12 protein-coding genes are annotated in these 15,761 nt (G+C 47.1%); 5 read left to right on the top strand and 7 right to left on the bottom strand.

Annotated features, from left to right (window positions below; all coding sequences use genetic code 11):
* Window positions 1-530: 530 nt before the first annotated feature.
* From GWO68_RS07890 to GWO68_RS07870, 5 genes are all read right to left on the bottom strand, one after another.
* A complete protein-coding gene (locus tag GWO68_RS07890) occupies window positions 531-1,178 on the bottom strand; it encodes a YczE/YyaS/YitT family protein (RefSeq protein WP_162345888.1) in 648 nt (215 codons plus the stop codon).
* Window positions 1,179-1,247: 69 nt separating this feature from the next.
* Window positions 1,248-2,711: an aminoacyl-histidine dipeptidase gene (locus GWO68_RS07885; RefSeq protein WP_162345887.1), complete on the bottom strand. Its 1,464-nt coding sequence runs from the start codon at window positions 2,709-2,711 to the stop codon at window positions 1,248-1,250.
* Window positions 2,712-2,830: 119 nt separating this feature from the next.
* Window positions 2,831-3,115: a GNAT family N-acetyltransferase gene (locus tag GWO68_RS07880; RefSeq protein ID WP_162345886.1), complete on the bottom strand. Its 285-nt coding sequence runs from the start codon at window positions 3,113-3,115 to the stop codon at window positions 2,831-2,833.
* A gap of 448 nt (window positions 3,116-3,563) precedes the next feature.
* The gene (locus tag GWO68_RS07875; protein WP_162345885.1) at window positions 3,564-4,913 is read right to left on the bottom strand and encodes a TonB family protein; all 1,350 of its coding nucleotides are present in this window, start codon (window positions 4,911-4,913) and stop codon (window positions 3,564-3,566) included.
* Window positions 4,900-5,487, bottom strand: coding sequence for an RNA polymerase sigma factor (locus GWO68_RS07870; protein ID WP_162345884.1), 588 nt, complete (start codon window positions 5,485-5,487; stop codon window positions 4,900-4,902). Before GWO68_RS07870 ends, GWO68_RS07875 begins: the two co-directional genes overlap by 14 nt.
* 188 nt (window positions 5,488-5,675) lie before the next feature.
* On the opposite strand from GWO68_RS07870, the gene GWO68_RS07865 reads away from it, so the two are divergent.
* Both GWO68_RS07865 and GWO68_RS07860 read left to right on the top strand, forming a co-directional pair.
* A complete protein-coding gene (locus GWO68_RS07865; RefSeq protein ID WP_162345883.1) occupies window positions 5,676-7,532 on the top strand; it encodes a YfbK domain-containing protein in 1,857 nt (618 codons plus the stop codon).
* Window positions 7,533-7,646: 114 nt separating this feature from the next.
* Window positions 7,647-8,273: a hypothetical protein gene (locus GWO68_RS07860; protein ID WP_235941988.1), complete on the top strand. Its 627-nt coding sequence runs from the start codon at window positions 7,647-7,649 to the stop codon at window positions 8,271-8,273.
* A gap of 98 nt (window positions 8,274-8,371) precedes the next feature.
* Here the strand turns inward: GWO68_RS07860 and GWO68_RS07855 are convergent, their stop codons facing one another.
* Complete coding sequence (locus GWO68_RS07855; protein WP_162345881.1) at window positions 8,372-10,168, bottom strand: glycosyltransferase family 2 protein; 1,797 nt, start codon at window positions 10,166-10,168, stop codon at window positions 8,372-8,374.
* Window positions 10,169-10,302: 134 nt separating this feature from the next.
* Between GWO68_RS07855 and GWO68_RS07850 the strand changes: the two genes are divergently transcribed.
* On the top strand, window positions 10,303-11,640 hold the full coding sequence (locus GWO68_RS07850) for a glycoside hydrolase family 2 TIM barrel-domain containing protein (RefSeq protein WP_235941987.1): 1,338 nt from the start codon (window positions 10,303-10,305) through the stop codon (window positions 11,638-11,640).
* A gap of 1,141 nt (window positions 11,641-12,781) precedes the next feature.
* On the opposite strand, the gene GWO68_RS07845 is transcribed toward GWO68_RS07850, so the two are convergent.
* Window positions 12,782-13,681, bottom strand: coding sequence for a polysaccharide deacetylase family protein (locus GWO68_RS07845; RefSeq protein WP_162345880.1), 900 nt, complete (start codon window positions 13,679-13,681; stop codon window positions 12,782-12,784).
* 560 nt (window positions 13,682-14,241) lie between these two features.
* On the opposite strand from GWO68_RS07845, the gene GWO68_RS07840 reads away from it, so the two are divergent.
* Window positions 14,242-15,048, top strand: a complete 807-nt coding sequence (locus GWO68_RS07840) for a M57 family metalloprotease (RefSeq protein WP_162345879.1) — start codon at window positions 14,242-14,244, stop codon at window positions 15,046-15,048.
* 256 nt (window positions 15,049-15,304) lie between these two features.
* Complete coding sequence (locus GWO68_RS07835; protein ID WP_162345878.1) at window positions 15,305-15,742, top strand: hypothetical protein; 438 nt, start codon at window positions 15,305-15,307, stop codon at window positions 15,740-15,742.
* Window positions 15,743-15,761: the final 19 nt, after the last annotated feature.

Below are 15,761 nucleotides of genomic sequence, written 5' to 3'. Positions count from 1 at the left end.
CTTTCAAATTTCCTCTAATCCTGGGAGCTCTACTTACTTATCGTTCCAATCTAACTCTGGTGCGCTCACGGCCGCGAGGCCTCGTCTTCGGGCGTCGCGCGGTGTACATTTCTTTTGCTCCTTCGTCGCAATGCCTGACGGCACCAGAAATCTACAAGGCGCTCAACCCAAAGACTGATAAATTTCTCATAGCACCAGCTTTTCTATAGTTGTAGCGGTAAGCTTCGAAATTGATCGTGGTCATATTTCCGTAGGGACAGGTCGCGACCTGTCCTTGGATAGGCTGTGACTATAGAATAATAAATCTAATTATAGCAATGCAGAAACTCCCCTCTTGAGAGGGGCAGGGGTGTGTTACTCCATCTCCTGTTAGGAGAGGGCTGGGGTGAGGTAAAACAGTACCTATAAAACTATAAACTCAACTATAGCACCAAAGCCTTAATCCTGTAAATCCTGATTCAGACATTCAGGTCAAAGTCTGGAGCCTCACGACACAATCATGAACTATAGAACTTAAAAGTAAACTATAGCTATCGCTTCACCTGTACCTGTTCAGTAGCCAGTTCATCATCCGTCAGGTGTAGGCGCAACTTCTGGAACCAACGCAGCGTGATCTGGAAAAGCGGGCTTTGAATGAACGTATACAGGAATGTAACCACCCCGATCGGGCCACCCAGCATAAAACCTATGGCTAATACAAAGCACTCTACCACAATCCGGGCCTGGCTCACCGACAGCTTTGTGCGCTCCGACAACGAAAGCATAAACCCATCTCTGGGACCAGCGCCAACACCGCCAGCCACATACAGGCCGCCTGCAATGCTACTGATCAGGATAGCCGTGAACAGCAACGCGTAATCCTGGAAACCATGTGTAGCATCGGGTAAAAAATCGAGCCACAGGAAAAAGTCCATGAACGGACCGATGAGCAGCGTGTTCAGGAAAGTACCAATGTTGATGTATTTGCGGTTTACGAACCAGGCGATACAGATCACAACCAAACCTACCAATACACTCCAGGTACCAATCGTGAAGCCAAATTTCTGGAAAAGCGATACGTTTAACACTTCCCAGGGGTGCAGGCCCAGGTATTTTACTTTCACGGCCATCGCGTTAGCAAACCCAAACAGCAGCAACCCGGCAAAAAAGAAACTATAACGGATGATCCAGTTTTTCATGGGGCAAAGATAAAAAGAAAGCGCCTGTGGTTGCAGGCGCTTTCATAACTAAATGTTTGGGGTATTGGTTTAAACTTTCACCGGGATGCGCTCCAGCGTTTCCAGTAAAAATCCCCAGTATTTCTGCACCGAACTGATCTGTACTTTTTCGTCAGGGGAGTGGGCGCCGCGAATGTTCGGACCAAACGAGATCATTTCCATGCCCGGGTAATTACCACCAACTATACCACACTCCAAGCCAGCATGACAGGCGTTTACATGAGGCTCACCTTCAAATAGTTCGCGATAAAGGTCGCTCATAACCTTAACTATAGCTGCACCCGGAAGCGGTGTCCAGCCCGGGTATTGGCCTTTAAAGGTAACATCAGCACCAGTCAGCTCAAATGTAGATTTGATAGCATTGGCCAGATCCATTTTCTCTGTGTCAACAGAGCTGCGGGTTAAGCACTGAATGCTGTATTCGCCATTTTTTACCAGCACGCGGGCCACGTTATTTGATGTCTGCACTAGATTCTCAATATCCGGGCTCAGGCGATAGATGCCATTCGGACAGGAGTAAATGCTGCGCAGCAACTTATACTGGAAATCCTGGGCCAGCACCTGTGTAGGAGCAGCTATAGTTTCAAGAGCAACTTCCATGTTCGGGTCTGTGGTGTTGTATTCCTTTTTCAGGATGTCTTTCTGAGAAGCTACGAAATCTTCGAAAGCTTTTGCCTTGTCCTGAGAAACAGCAACTATAGCAAACGACTCACGCGGGATCGCATTGCGCAAGCTACCACCATCAATCTCACTTACCTGTACGCCAAACTGCTCTGCCGCCAGGTATAAAATGCGGTTCATCAGCTTGTTTGCATTGCCACGTCCCAAATGGATATCCATTCCTGAATGACCACCAGTTAAGCCTTTTATAGTTAGCTTATAACCAGTTGCATTGGCAGCAGCGTTTTCAGAAGTATAGGTTCCGGTTGCCGTTACATCCACACCGCCTGCACAACCAATCGTTAACTCGGTATCGTCTTCAGTATCTAGGTTCAGCATGATAGATGCTTCCAGCATACCACCTTTCAGACCAAGTGCGCCGGTCATGCCTGTTTCTTCGTCAATGGTAAACAAAGCTTCCAGTGGAGGGTGCGGAATATCGTTTGCTGCCAGCAGCGCCATAATGGTAGCTACACCGATGCCGTTGTCAGCGCCCAGCGTAGTGCCTTTTGCTTTTACCCAGTCACCTTCCACAAACATCTCGATACCTTGTTTGTCGAAATCGAAGGTAGTGTCGGCGTTTTTCTGGTGTACCATGTCTAGGTGGCTTTGCAGCAGCACGGTCAGGCGGTTTTCCATGCCTTGGGTAGCAGGCTTTTTGATGATCACGTTTCCGATCTCATCTACCATCGTTTCCAGGCCAAGGCTGTTGCCGAAATCTTTCATAAACTGGATCACGCGCTCTTCTTTTTTAGACGGGCGCGGCACAGCATTCAGGTCGGTGAAGTAGTTCCAGAGCGCTTTTGGCTCGAGTTCTCTTATTTCTTCGTTCATAGTATGGTTTTGGCAGCTGCACCTTTAGGGCACAGTGCGTGTTTGCATTAGTTACAGGCAAATATCCGAAATTTTGAATACAGAAACTGCTTTTATTACCTATAGTTTAGTTGGCGCGATTAAGGCCAAAGCATGATGTCGTTATACTCAGGGTTGCGTTTTACAAAGGCTTCTACGGCAGGACAGGAGGCAATGGCTTTGCAGTTGTTCTCGCGGGCATAGTCCAGGCCGTGGCGGGCTAATTTATGGGCGATACCTTGTCCGCGGGCACTTTCAGGTACAAACGTATGGTCAAAGTCCATATCATTGTCTTCGGTGTAACTATAGGTCAGTTCGGCTTCTTCTTCGTCAATAACAATATAAAAACGCATGTCGTCCTGGTCGTGCTTTACTTCGTGTTCCATAGGTTAAGTTTGTTTGTGTCTGTAACTATACGGGTAGGGGAAATTGTTGATGGTTGGATGGTTTGTATATACCGCAAGTTTAGCGGTAGCATAACTTGTGGTTAAGTATGGTGCCAGTTTGTAACTGGCTTTCTGCGGCAGCAGAAAAATGACGATTGCTAATCTATACTTTGTTATGAAGTTTCAGTCGGTAAAGCTATAGTTTAATAGTTGCGAACTTTGGTAGTTCCCTGCTTTTTCAAAGCAAAGCAAGTTGCAAACTTGTTGCCATGTTCAGCCACAAGTTTGAGCGCAGCGGTAACTTGCGGCATGTAAGCATTTCCATGGCGCGAGTGTCTTCGCTCGTGTCAAACTATAGTTGGGCCTCCGGCCCAGCGAGTCTGGAGACTCTAACACAATAGTAAGGCACGAGTCTGGAGACTCGCGCCAGTAAAGTGTAATTTTACTCCTATCTAAACCTAACCACAACCTTCACCTGCTGCGCCTCAGGATTTCCATTTTGCATTGCGGGTTCCCAGGCTGGGCCTTGTTGAATCAACCGTATAGCTTCGGCATCAGCTTCAGCATTTAGACCACGAAGTACTTGCAAATTTTCTAACTGACCTTTCTCTGAAACAGTAAAGCCAACTGTAACTCTGCCTTTAACCTTAGTAGCAAGCGGACGCTGCTCATTTTTCAGGTATAGTTTGTAGGCGCGGTGGCCTATAGTTGGTTTGGGTTTTTCTATCACTGGCTCGTCAGCGCTTTCCACGGCGGCACTTTTACTATAACCTGTAACCACCACCTCAGACAAAGCCTGGTTATCCTGCTGGAGGTTTATCGCTAATAAGTTGGTTGCGCTGTCTATCTGCTGTTCTTTAGTTTGGAAGCCGATGTAACGGAAGGTTAGCGTGTTTTTACCATCAGGCATCTGCAGCGAGAAGTTACCATTTACATCGGTGACAGCACCCAGCATCGTTCCTTTAACTAAAACTGCAACGCCCGGCAAAGGATTTCCAACTTGATCAGTAACCTTGCCCTGCACCTGATTGCTTTGAGACTCATTACTCTGAAAATTTGATATGGTGCTCGTGCCCCTGATCGTTATTTTGGGTCCTGTGGCTGCAGCTGCTCTGGCTTTAGGCTTAGCTGTAGCTATAGTTGCGACGCTGTCAGCTTTTAAGTCAAAAGTAAGCTCTTCCAGCGCAATGCTTTCTGTTACTTCGGTTTCAGGAACAGCGGCTAAAGTCTCTCCTGAAAATATTTCCTCCTCAGTAAAGAAATCTTCCTGTGGATCAGCAACAGCTATAGGTTCAGAAAATTTTAGTCTCTGCTTAACTATAGGCTGCTCTGGTTGCGTTTCTTCAACTACTTCTTCATCCAGTAGGGCAACAGGTGGGGCATAATTTATAGTTGGTTCCGGCTCCTGAACTTTAGTTTCGGTTTGCTCTATAGCTATAGTTTCGGGTGTAGTTTGCAAGTTGGAATACTGGTAATACACCACCATCACGGCAGAGCAGAGCAGCACAAACACCGCAGCCACGGCGCGCCAGTCAGCATACCAGGCAGCTGCGACACGGCGTTTTTCTTTAGCTAAAGTTAAACGCTGGTTAATGTCTGAAACCGCAGCTTTGGTTTGGGTGTCATTTGATAAAGCCATGCCTTCCACCATATCCGCGCATAGCTCACAGTCCAGCAGGTGGCGCTCCAGCTGGTGGCTCAGGGCAGGAGACAGCAAGCCTTCCTGGTACTGCCGCAGCAATTCCAGGGTTGGGTGCCCGTCTGCACCGAAGTGTATGTGGCGGTTAGCGTGGTTCATGGTGTTTCTCCAGGTATAGTTTCAGGTTCCGTTTCCCGTTTTGTATGTAACTTTTTACCTTGTTCAGGTCGAAATTCGTTTGTTCTGCAATCTCTTTATAACTCTTTTGCTGCAGATAAAACAGCCCTACACAGGTCCGTTGTTCTGGAGGTAATGTTTCCAGCCCCTGCCGTAGCTGCTCTTCGCTCTGTTCCTGCAGTTCGGCATCACTATGATGAAAAAGAGCTGAATTTTCCATAAATGGTGGCGAAGCATCTTCCAAGCTTATCTGTTCTTTTCCTTTTCTGGCCCGCAGCTGCATCAGGCAATGGTTTTTGGTAATTACGTGCAGCCAGCTTTTAAAATTAGCGATGTCGTGTTTCAGCAGCAGTTCTGTCAGGCTCTCGAAAACCTGCATGGTGGCGTCCTTGCTGTCGTCTTCGTCACGCAGGTACTTCAGGCAAACCAGGTACACCATTTCGGTATGTCGCTCAAAAAGCTCGCCAAGGCAATCCATGTCGCCTGTAGCCCGGTACTGTTGCACCAATTGCAGGTCGTCGGGTGGGTCGGCCTTTTTGAAAAACTTTAGAAACATGCTTTACTGGACAAAAGAGATTTTGACAAAGGACAAATGACATGTTAGAGTACAGTTCCTATCCTTAGAATACTATAGTGGATTGTCACTTTAAAGAAACACAAAAACGATCAATTAAAAATTTTTAATATTTATTTATGGAATTGTGTGGAGTGCTGCATCATGAGAGAAACCAAACACAAACAGCCATGAAAAAGCACATCTACTTACTCGTATTCAGTTTCCTGCTGATCTCCACTGCAACTATAGCGCAGACCAGAACTATAACCGGTAAAGTAACTGATTATGCTACAGCCCAGCCTTTACCTGGTGTAGCTGTAGCTATTAAAGGAACAAACAAAGGCGTAGCCACCGATAAAGATGGAAACTTTAAGTTGCAGGTTTCTGCAAAAGATAAAGTTATTACATTTAAATACATTGCCTATATCACTAAAGAAGTGCCTTTAAAGCAGGATTCGGTTATAAATGTAGTCCTTGAACTTGATAATGTTGCCTTGAATGAAGTAGTAGTTTGGAACACCAAAAAAGGTACAAGCAGAGCCTTGGCTGGTAGAGTAACTGGTATAGCCGTGGGAGATGCAGCAGCATTCAACTATGCTCCGCCTGTATTCAATACCGAAGAGTATCAGAACATACAGGAAAGCATTTTTCTGGAAGCCAAAAAGAACCCGCTTTCTACTTTTTCTATCGATGTAGATAATGCATCCTACAGCAACGTGCGCCGCTTTATAAACGATGGCCAGTTACCGCCTGCCGATGCCGTGCGTATCGAAGAAATGATCAACTACTTCGACTATGATTACCCGCAACCAACCAAAGAGCATCCGTTTTCAGTAATGACAGAGCTGGGTGTAAGTCCCTGGAATAAAGAAAACCTACTGCTGCATATTGGTTTGCAGGGCAAAGAAATCCCTACCGATAACCTGCCTGCTTCTAACATAGTTTTCCTGATTGATGTGTCGGGTTCGATGATGATGCAGGATAAGTTGCCGCTGGTAAAATCCGGGTTTAAGATGCTGGTGGAGCAGTTGCGCCCGCAGGATAAGGTGGCTATAGTTGTCTATGCCGGAGCAGCTGGTTTAGTATTGCCATCAACCAACAAAAAAGCCGAGATGCTGGCTGCCATAGAAGCCCTGGAAGCAGGCGGAGCAACTGCCGGTGCGGCTGGTATTAACCAGGCCTATGCAGAAGCGGAAAAGAATTTTATTAAAGGCGGCAACAACCGGGTAATACTGGCTACAGACGGCGATTTTAACGTGGGCGTATCAAGCTCTGGCGAACTGGAAAGGCTGATCGAGAAAAAGCGTGAAACCGGTGTTTTCCTGACTGTGCTGGGTTTTGGAACAGGCAACCTGAAAGACTCGCGCATGGAGCAACTGGCCAACAAAGGCAATGGTAACTATGCCTACATCGATAACATACTGGAAGCCAAAAAAGTGTTTGTAAACGAGTTTGGTGGCACGCTGTTTACCATTGCCAAAGATGTAAAGTTGCAACTCGAGTTTAACCCGGCTCATGTAAAAGCTTACCGTTTGATTGGCTACGAGAATCGTGCCCTGAAAAACGAAGACTTTAACAACGACCAGAAAGATGCCGGCGACATGGGCAGCGGTCACACCGTAACGGCGCTTTACGAAATTGTTCCCGCCACATCAAAAAGCAACAAAACCGAACTGCAGAACGTGGATGACCTGAAATACCAGGAAACAAAACTGAATACCAAAGCTGCTGCTACCAACGAACTTCTGACGCTAAAACTGCGCTACAAAGAACCTGCCGGCAACCAGAGTAAACTGCTGCAAACTATAGTTACCACCAAAACTATAGTTCCGGAAAAACTATCCGACAACTATAAATTCTCAGCGGCAGTGGCGGCGTATGGCATGTTATTGCGCGACTCTAAGTTTAAAGGATCGGCCAACTACAGCCAGGTGCTGGAACTGGCACAACAGGCGCGCGGCAAAGACGAAGATGGCAACCGCGGCGAGTTTGTGAAACTGGTAAATGCTGTGCAGCTGATGGAGGCGCAAGTCAGTAAGAAGTAAACTATAGTTGTAAACTTATACCTGCCCCTGTTCAGTACGTACTTAGCTAAAGCTAAAATCTACAGAATGGGGGCAGTTTTTTTACGTTCAATCTATCAAATTATAGCCACTTGTTTGCTTGTAGCCGGCCTTACGGCTTGCACGCACGACGAACCTACACCGGAAAGCGAAACTGCTTTAGCGCAACTGTCTGAAGAGGAGGCTGCACGCTACAGGTTGGTAACGGAAACACGCGAAGAGCTGGACGATTGGTTTGATTTCTATAATCTGGATGCTGATTCGGTTTTTAAGCTGCGTGAAATCTGGAACACAGACCTGCTAACTGTGCCGGCAACACCTGACTGGCAGCAAGTTTACCGCAAGCACCGCAAGCGTTTTACACCCTCCCCAGACAAACAAAAAGTGCTTGACATCTATACTTTTAACCATACTTTAACTGCTGCAGGCAAGCACCCCATAACTACTACCCCAGACAGCGAAGCAGCTATAGTTGACTTAGAAACAGGAGAGCGGGTACGGCTGATGTTCTGTGGCAATGTATGTCAATACCATGCAGCGTGGTGGCGCAACCCCGATGAAATTGTAGTTGTAGGTTTGGTACGGGGCTTCGACCACAAAAACTTATATCCTGCTATCTGGCATATTAATATGTATACCCAAACTATAGAACAGTTTACTGCAACCAAACCCGCCGACCCTGATAAAAACAGGAATTACTTAAAGGAAGAAGTCTTTGATTAATACGAACCAAATGCTTAATGCGCTGGCATTTTAAGCTGGGAAGGGAACCTGCCAGGGTAGCGTCTCAAGCAAATCAGCGACTTAAACGCGTGTTGCTGCTAATCTTTAAATTTCCGGATGATGGATTGGAGCACAGTGCTCTCTTTTACCGGCGTGCCATGCGTTTCGGTTTTCGGTTTTTCTGTGTGGCCGGGCATTTCAAGGTAATGGTATTTGAGCAGCATAAAGCTGGAAGCAAGTATAGCGGCCAGCATGGTAAAAGTTAGCGCAAAGTACCGGATGCTGCCATAAAAGCTGTGCCGGGTTCTCCAGATAAATAACCTTACCGGCATCAGCATAGGTTGCAACACAGGCGCCTGCACTATAGTTGTCTTAATCCAGTACATCATCTTTTCCTGGCCAATCAGCACAATGCTGCCCAGTATCGACACATTTACAAGGGCAAATAGTGCCATCATCTGCACATAGGGGTTGTCGTAGAGGTGGCCGTACTCGTGCTGGCTGTAAATAATAGCCCAGATACTGATACCACAGATAGCCAGGTTGGGCAGGTTTAGGATGATGTTGTTCTTCGGTTTGTCGTCTTTAGGTGTTGGGATGTACGGTACTTTTATGCGGAGGATAGAATACACCAGCCCCAGGCAGAAAACCCACCATGTGCCTGTACGCAATATACCGCCAAACATATGGAAGCCGCTTTCGTTTGTTTCGTGGAGCCAGCGCTGCGCAAAATGCCTGATACAGATTGAGATACAGAAAAAAGGCGCAAACATCAGCACAAAATCGCCAAGCGGCACATACCACGGAAACTCTGCCAGCACCAGCGCTAATATAGGTATGGCAAAATCAATGAGGTTAAACACCCCGAACAGGTAATAAAGTGGCAGTGTGAAATAATGGATCTTCTGGCGCCAGGTAAAATGCCTGAACAGCTTGGGGTAAACCGCAAATAGCAGCTCAAAGGTGCCACGAGCCCATTTTATCTGTTGTTTATAGTAGGCGGCCATGGTAGCAGGCACCAGTCCGCGGGTTAAAATCTTGGGCACATACACCGATTTCCAGCCTTTGGCGTGCAGTTGCATGGCCGTATGCATGTCTTCGGCAAGCCCGGGGGCGTGGCCGCCTATACTATCCAGGGCCTTACGCCGGAAAGTACAGTTTGCCCCGATGGCCTGCACGGTTCCGTAACTGTTCATGCCCATCATCATGGGGCCATAAAAACTATAGGTCTGCTCTGCTGCGCCGTATGCTACCAGACTCTCTTTGCGGTTTCCGTAAGCCTGCACCACCTGTACAAATCCAACCTCAGGGTTTTCAAAAAATGGCAGCACTTCATCCAGAAACTCAGGCGAGGGTACGTGGTCCGGGTCCAGTATCAGGCAGATGTCGCCGGTTGCATATTGCAGGGCATTGTTTACGTTGCCGGCTTTGGCATTTACTTTTATAGTTCGGGTTACGTGTTTTACGCCCAGGCGCTCGCAGGCTGCTTTTAAAACCGGGTCGTTGCCTTCGTCGCAGAGGTAAGTAGTGTGCGGGTAACGTATGTTTTGTATAGCCTCCAGGGTGCCGATGATCATGCTGTGCGGTTCGCCGGGGCAGGCGGTGGTAAAAACATCAACCGTAAAGGGGGTTTTTAACTGCGGGCGCTTCGGTACACTTACCGAAAAATAATGATACCACTCGTGCAGGGTACGCAGCATTTTAAAGCCCAGGGCCGTAGTCAGCAACCAGTAAAGCGGTGCATAGCCCATATGGTCTTTGTCTATGAACCAGTAAAGGAAAGATGCCATGCAGAACAGCCCCAGCACTATCATAAACCGGATAGCCTGCACGTCACCTTTTTTAGGCTGTTTTAACTTGGCTGGGTTATGATGCTGTAAAGGTAACGGTAACATAGGCAGACGTAATCAGGGTGTAAAATGCCGGCGGCAGTAGGTATGAGTAGCAGAACATATAGGTATTGTAATAAACCTAAGCCTTCTATACTCGTAATCTGTGGCAGATGTTCTAAACTATAACAGGTTTTTTCATGAGCCTGTCGCTTAACAAAACCCTGATGCACCCTTACCGCACTTTACAGCTACTTACCCTATTTATTGCATTGCTATGTCTGCAAAGTTGCGGGTCTGGCAATGCTACCGACCGTACCTATGCCGCCAAAGGCCGAACCGTAGAGTTGGTGGGCAGCAACGGCAACTATACACTTTACAGGCATGGCAAACCTTACTTTATAAAAGGCGCAGCCGGCTATGATCACTTCGACAAGGTAAAAGCCTATGGGGGTAACTCTATAAGAGTGTGGCACACCGAAGATGCCGGACGTGTGCTGGACGAAGCCCATAAAAACGGACTGACGGTAACACTAGGTTTATGGCTGGGCCGCGAGCGCGAAGGATTCAACTATTATGACCGGGAATCGGTGGCGCAGCAGAAAGCAGAAATACGTAAGCTGGTACTGCAATACAAAGACCACCCGGCCCTGCTGATGTGGGGAATTGGCAACGAACTATACGCCGAAAGCGCCAACGTAAAGGTATGGGATGCCGTGAATGAGATCGCGGAAATGATACACCAGCTAGATCCCAATCACCCAACCACCACCACGGTCATGAATGTACCATTAAAAGACATCAACCTGATAAGCAAGCGCTGCCCGGCTCTGGATGTATTGTCCATCAACTCGTTTGGGGCAATGCATACCTTACGCGAAGAGCTGGCTCAGAGCAGCTGGAAAGGTCCTTACATTATTTCGGAATTTGGTGCGCGCGGCTACTGGGAGGCCTTTTATACCGAATGGCTGGCCCCAATAGAGCAAACCAGTTCTGAAAAAGCCACTTTCAGTCGCGAACGCTACGAACGTACTGTGTTGGCCGACACCGCCCGCTGCCTGGGCAGTTACGTGTTTATGTGGGGCAACAAACAGGAAACCACACCAACCTGGTTCAGTATGTTTTCGGAAAAAGGCGAGGAGACACAACAGGTACACGAAATAGCAGAACTGTGGCAAGGCAAAGACTCCCTTAAAAACGAGGCGCCTTACATTGCTTACCTCACCCTGAACGACAAGCACGCAAAAGATAACGTCTACTTGTCGCCTGGAAAAACCGCTACAGCCAGCGTATACGCCTTCGACCCTGAAGGGAAGCCCCTGCGCCTGCACTGGGAGGTTTTACCCGAAAGCAAACCAGAAGATGGCAATGCCGCCAAAGAGAAAAAACCAGCTGTAGTTGCCGGTGTTTTAGGGAAGCCAACAGGCCATAAAATTACTTTAACGCCCCAACAGCAAGGAGCCTACCGCCTTTTTGTATACATCTATGATGGCGACAACAATGTCGCCACCGCCAATATCCCTTATTTTGTAAAGTAAGTTCAGCAGGCGTAAGTTTGACGTGGCAGTGTTTATAGCTAATTCAATTATCAGATTGCCTATAGTTCCTTTGTCATTTCGAATAACTTGAGAAATCGAAGTGCTATAGTTTACTAAAGTTGGTGAAAACCTAGCAGCGTACGCAGTTCCTGCTAGCGTCTGGGCTATCGTTAATGTCTATTGCAGCTGGAAACAAGATGTTGTTTTATAACTACATCTTATCCTGGGAGCTCTACTTACCTATCGTTTCAATTAAGCTTTGGTGCCCTCACGGCCGGGAGGCCCCGTCTTTGGGCATCGCGCTGCTTTCGCTTCCTTTGCTCCTTCGTCGCAATGCCTGACGGCACCGGAACCTCTCGAGGCGCTCAACCCAAAGACTGTGATCTTTCTGCAATTAACCGGTAGCTATGGTTTGCACCGCTAAGCTTCGACGTTGATCGTGTTAGTATTTTCGTAGGGACAGGTCGCGACCTGTCCGTGGATAGGCCGCGACTATAGAACAATAATTCTAAATATAGCTGAGGTCTAATTATAGCAGAGGCAGAAAATTCCCCTCTTGAGAGGGGGCAGGGGTGTGTTATGACAAAGGCGTATCCTAGCTTTCCACAAGATCCTTTCAGGATGACAACTTTAGTAATAGCAGAAAAAACTCCCCGCCTTAGATTACTGGGAACGAGAGTTCGAAGGTAGCGAGCGCAGCTCTGAGGGCTGGGGATGGTTGGACCACGGCAACTATAAAACTATAGCTCCCAACTATAGCAACAACAGAAAGTCACTTTGAAGGCAGGGCCGTTAAGTTCTGCCGAGAACTATCCCCTTGAGGGGATTATAGGGGTGTTATTCAGGGCCAAAAAGCCTATTGTTAGCCAGTTTTAAATTCACCCGCTAATGCAAACACCCCTCTGCGCTCCCCTCAAGGGGAGAATTTGCTAGAACTTAACGGCCCTGCCCCTTTGAAGGGGGGAGGGGGATGACAATCAGCAACTATAGAATTATAGCTTTAACTATAGCTATAGCTAGAAAACTCCCTCTCCTGGCAGGAGAGGGCCGGGGTGAGGTGAAAACCTGGCAACGAGATGTTGAACAGCAACTATAAAATTTTAAATCCAACCAATAGCAGCATTCTAAAACCCAAAACTCCCTAAAAGCTATTCACCATACTGCGGTGCAATTGCTTCGGAGACCAGTATCCGCTGGCTATAATGCGACGGATGGTAAACATGGGATCCAGGGAATCGCGGGAGGTGGCTAACTGGAAGGCTGCCCGGAAATTACGTTTCTTGAGCTCCGGTATGGCCTGCTGGTTCCAGAGGCCGAACGGGTAGGCAAAGTAAAGCACAGGCTTACCGGTTATCTCCTGCAGTTGTTTTGATGGCTTTTCTATTTGGGTTACCCAGTCTTCGGGGTTATACTTTTTAACATTGTGATGATCCCAGGTATGAGAGCCTATGGTATGGCCGGCATCAGATAATGCTTTTACCTGCGCTTTGCTCATATAGTTTGGCCGCCCCAGCGATACGGTCATCACAAAAAATACACCCCTGAAACCATATTGCTCCAGCACCGGGGCGGCAACGGTGTAATGGTCCAGGTTGGTATCGTCGAAGGTAAGCATAATGGGTTTTTCGGGTAGCGGCTTGTTGTGCAGCAGGTAATCATACAGCTGGTCCGGGGAAATGGTGTGGTAACCGCTATCAGCCAGCATTTTTATCTGGTTCCTGAAATTCTCTTCCTCTACAATGTAGGTCTTTGCCATTTTAGAGTCGCGGGGGCGCCAGTTGCGGAGTTGGTGATAGCAAAGGATGGGCACCTGCTGGCGGGCAAGTATAGTTTTAGGGGTGGCAGGCGGCAAGGCAGCAGTATCTGGTGCAGGAGCAACCGCACGAGTTTTTGGTAAAGTGCCCTGATGAGTGTTAACTGTTACGGGCTTGGGCGGTGCGGCTATAGTGGCAGCGTCTGGTTTAAGCAGCAAAAAAGAAGTAACGGCAGCAACTAACACAAGGGCAAACAGCACAACAGGCCGGCGAAAATAGGTAAGCATAAACGTAAGTATAAAAGCTACCTAATATTACGCAAATCCGCGCATATCTGAAATTCCAAAGCAGTATTCTGTTAAAATAATATGAGGTGGTTTACAGCCTGTAAGCTATAGCGCTAATCAGCTAAAAAAATATTTTAACACAGTGCTATTTGCTGATGTTACTTTCAGGGGTATTTCTTCCCTTTTTTAACGTTGAGGCTAAGTTTAATGCCTGGCAACCAGTGGTATAACATTGTTTAGGCATGGTCAGTGGCTTTTTGGTTTTCTTTTTAAAGCAGCGCTGTTATGATAGCTATGTTCGGTTCACTATAGTTAGCAGTTCGGTGTATGAATGGCTGCTATAGCTTGCCTTAACATATAATGTAAGGTGTTGGCAACCAGCTTTACCGATGTTACTTTCTCCTTAAAAGCTTCCTGTTAAAAGTATATTTCACCTTATAAGTTTGCAAAATAGAAAATGTATTGCTGCCGGTTTTAGCGGTTCTATAGTCTTTTCTAAACCTGTACTTCTGCATTCGTTTTACTTTTTAATTATATGTTTCACTTTAACACCTTAACACATGAAAATTAAAAATTTACTCCTGCTGCCTGCACTGGCAGTTGCCCTGTTCTTCTCGTCTTGCGAGCAGAAAGAAGAAACAGCTGTAGCGAAGAACGAAGTTTCAGAAATGACGCTTTCGCAGATCGCGCATCTTGGTTTCAGCAAAAATAACGTGCAGAAAGTAGAGGGCGGTTACATTGTAGAAGGCGACATTATGCTGACTGAAAGCGACCTGACCCAGAACACCATGGTACAGGCCCTGCGCGTTGGCGAGTCTGAGCAGTACCGCACTTCTAACCTGGTATCAGTTCCTGGTTCGACACGTACTATCTACGTAGCGGTATCTACAAGCCTTCCATCTACTTATGTAGCTGCTGTAGACGAGGCTGTACGTCGTTACAATGCTGAAAACCTGCGTTTAAGATTCCAGCGTGTTTCGTCGGGTTATAACGTATTGTTCACAGCTGCTCCGGCTGGTTCTTCTTACCTGGCTTCAGCTGGTTTCCCATCAGGTGGTAACCCTTACAACAGCGTAAAAGTTAACTCAGCTTACTTAGGCTCAAACCCTGGTACTAACTACCTGGCTACTATCCTGGCGCACGAACTTGGTCACTGCATCGGTTTCCGTCACACTGACTATATGGACCGTTCTTACTCTTGCGGTGGTGCTTATACCAACGAAGGTGCTTCTACAGTAGGTGCTATCCACATCCCGGGCACGCCAACAACACAGGATCCTAATTCCTGGATGCTGGCTTGTATCGGCTCTGGTGTTAACCGTTACTTTAACGCTAACGACAGAACTGCCCTTAACTACCTGTACTAAGCCACAGCTAGTGTAACCTGAAACGCCCCGTTTGCCTTCTGCAGCCGGGGCGTTTTTGTATACTATAGTTTGGTAAGGTCTGGCAGCAGTTGCAGAGTAAACAGTGCACATGCATTTTACAGAATTGAGTATTTTAAATATTGTACTGTTTTAGCAAGTATAGCTAATTTATAGTGAGCAACCCGAAACAGTAAGTCGGAGCTATTAACTTAAATATATGATAATCGTACAATAAAATGTTAAAAAAATATCATATATGGCTCCAAGAGCATTGTTGCATAAAAAACTGAATTTTCGCACTGTTCTCCGGCGCGACCATGTTACCATCCGGCATTGCCCCGAAGAGAAACTGATCTGGAACGAATGGCGCGGAATGATACCAAGTGATAAACTACGAGACGCCATCATTTTTTCCTGCCAGTTCATCATAAAAAACGATATCGAGCTGATTCTGGCTGACTATACCCTGATGGCAGCACCTACCGTGGAAGACCAGGTGTGGGTAGCTAATCATTCGGCTGAGTTGCTGCAACATAGCAAATTAAGGCGCGTCGCCAACCTCATGGCCCAGGACCTTTTCCAGCAAATTGCCATCGAGTCTATTTACGACATGGCTTCTGAAGTAACTTTGCCCTGCACCTCCCGCGACTTTGTGGTAAAAGACGATGCCCTGGAGTGGCTTTTTTCAGGCTGAAGCAAAGTGGCAACCAATA

The organism is Pontibacter fetidus (assembly GCF_010119545.1).
Taxonomy (GTDB): Bacteria; Bacteroidota; Bacteroidia; order Cytophagales; family Hymenobacteraceae; genus Pontibacter; species Pontibacter fetidus.
The sequence above is the reverse complement of the archived record's forward strand: the minus strand, read 5'-3'. Positions and strand labels throughout refer to the sequence as shown.

Excerpts from the sequence above, each read along its gene's own strand:
- GWO68_RS07880 (WP_162345886.1), bottom strand. The coding sequence starts at position 3,115 with ATGGAACACGAAGTAAAGCACGACCAGGACGACATGCGTTTTTATATT.
- GWO68_RS07870 (WP_162345884.1), bottom strand. The coding sequence starts at position 5,487 with ATGTTTCTAAAGTTTTTCAAAAAGGCCGACCCACCCGACGACCTGCAA.
- GWO68_RS07850 (WP_235941987.1), top strand. The coding sequence starts at position 10,303 with ATGAGCCTGTCGCTTAACAAAACCCTGATGCACCCTTACCGCACTTTA.
- GWO68_RS07840 (WP_162345879.1), top strand. The coding sequence starts at position 14,242 with ATGAAAATTAAAAATTTACTCCTGCTGCCTGCACTGGCAGTTGCCCTG.
- GWO68_RS07890 (WP_162345888.1), bottom strand. The coding sequence starts at position 1,178 with ATGAAAAACTGGATCATCCGTTATAGTTTCTTTTTTGCCGGGTTGCTG.
- GWO68_RS07845 (WP_162345880.1), bottom strand. The coding sequence starts at position 13,681 with ATGCTTACCTATTTTCGCCGGCCTGTTGTGCTGTTTGCCCTTGTGTTA.
- GWO68_RS07875 (WP_162345885.1), bottom strand. The coding sequence starts at position 4,913 with ATGAACCACGCTAACCGCCACATACACTTCGGTGCAGACGGGCACCCA.
- GWO68_RS07835 (WP_162345878.1), top strand. The coding sequence starts at position 15,305 with ATGGCTCCAAGAGCATTGTTGCATAAAAAACTGAATTTTCGCACTGTT.
- GWO68_RS07885 (WP_162345887.1), bottom strand. The coding sequence starts at position 2,711 with ATGAACGAAGAAATAAGAGAACTCGAGCCAAAAGCGCTCTGGAACTAC.
- GWO68_RS07855 (WP_162345881.1), bottom strand. The coding sequence starts at position 10,168 with ATGTTACCGTTACCTTTACAGCATCATAACCCAGCCAAGTTAAAACAG.
- GWO68_RS07865 (WP_162345883.1), top strand. The coding sequence starts at position 5,676 with ATGAAAAAGCACATCTACTTACTCGTATTCAGTTTCCTGCTGATCTCC.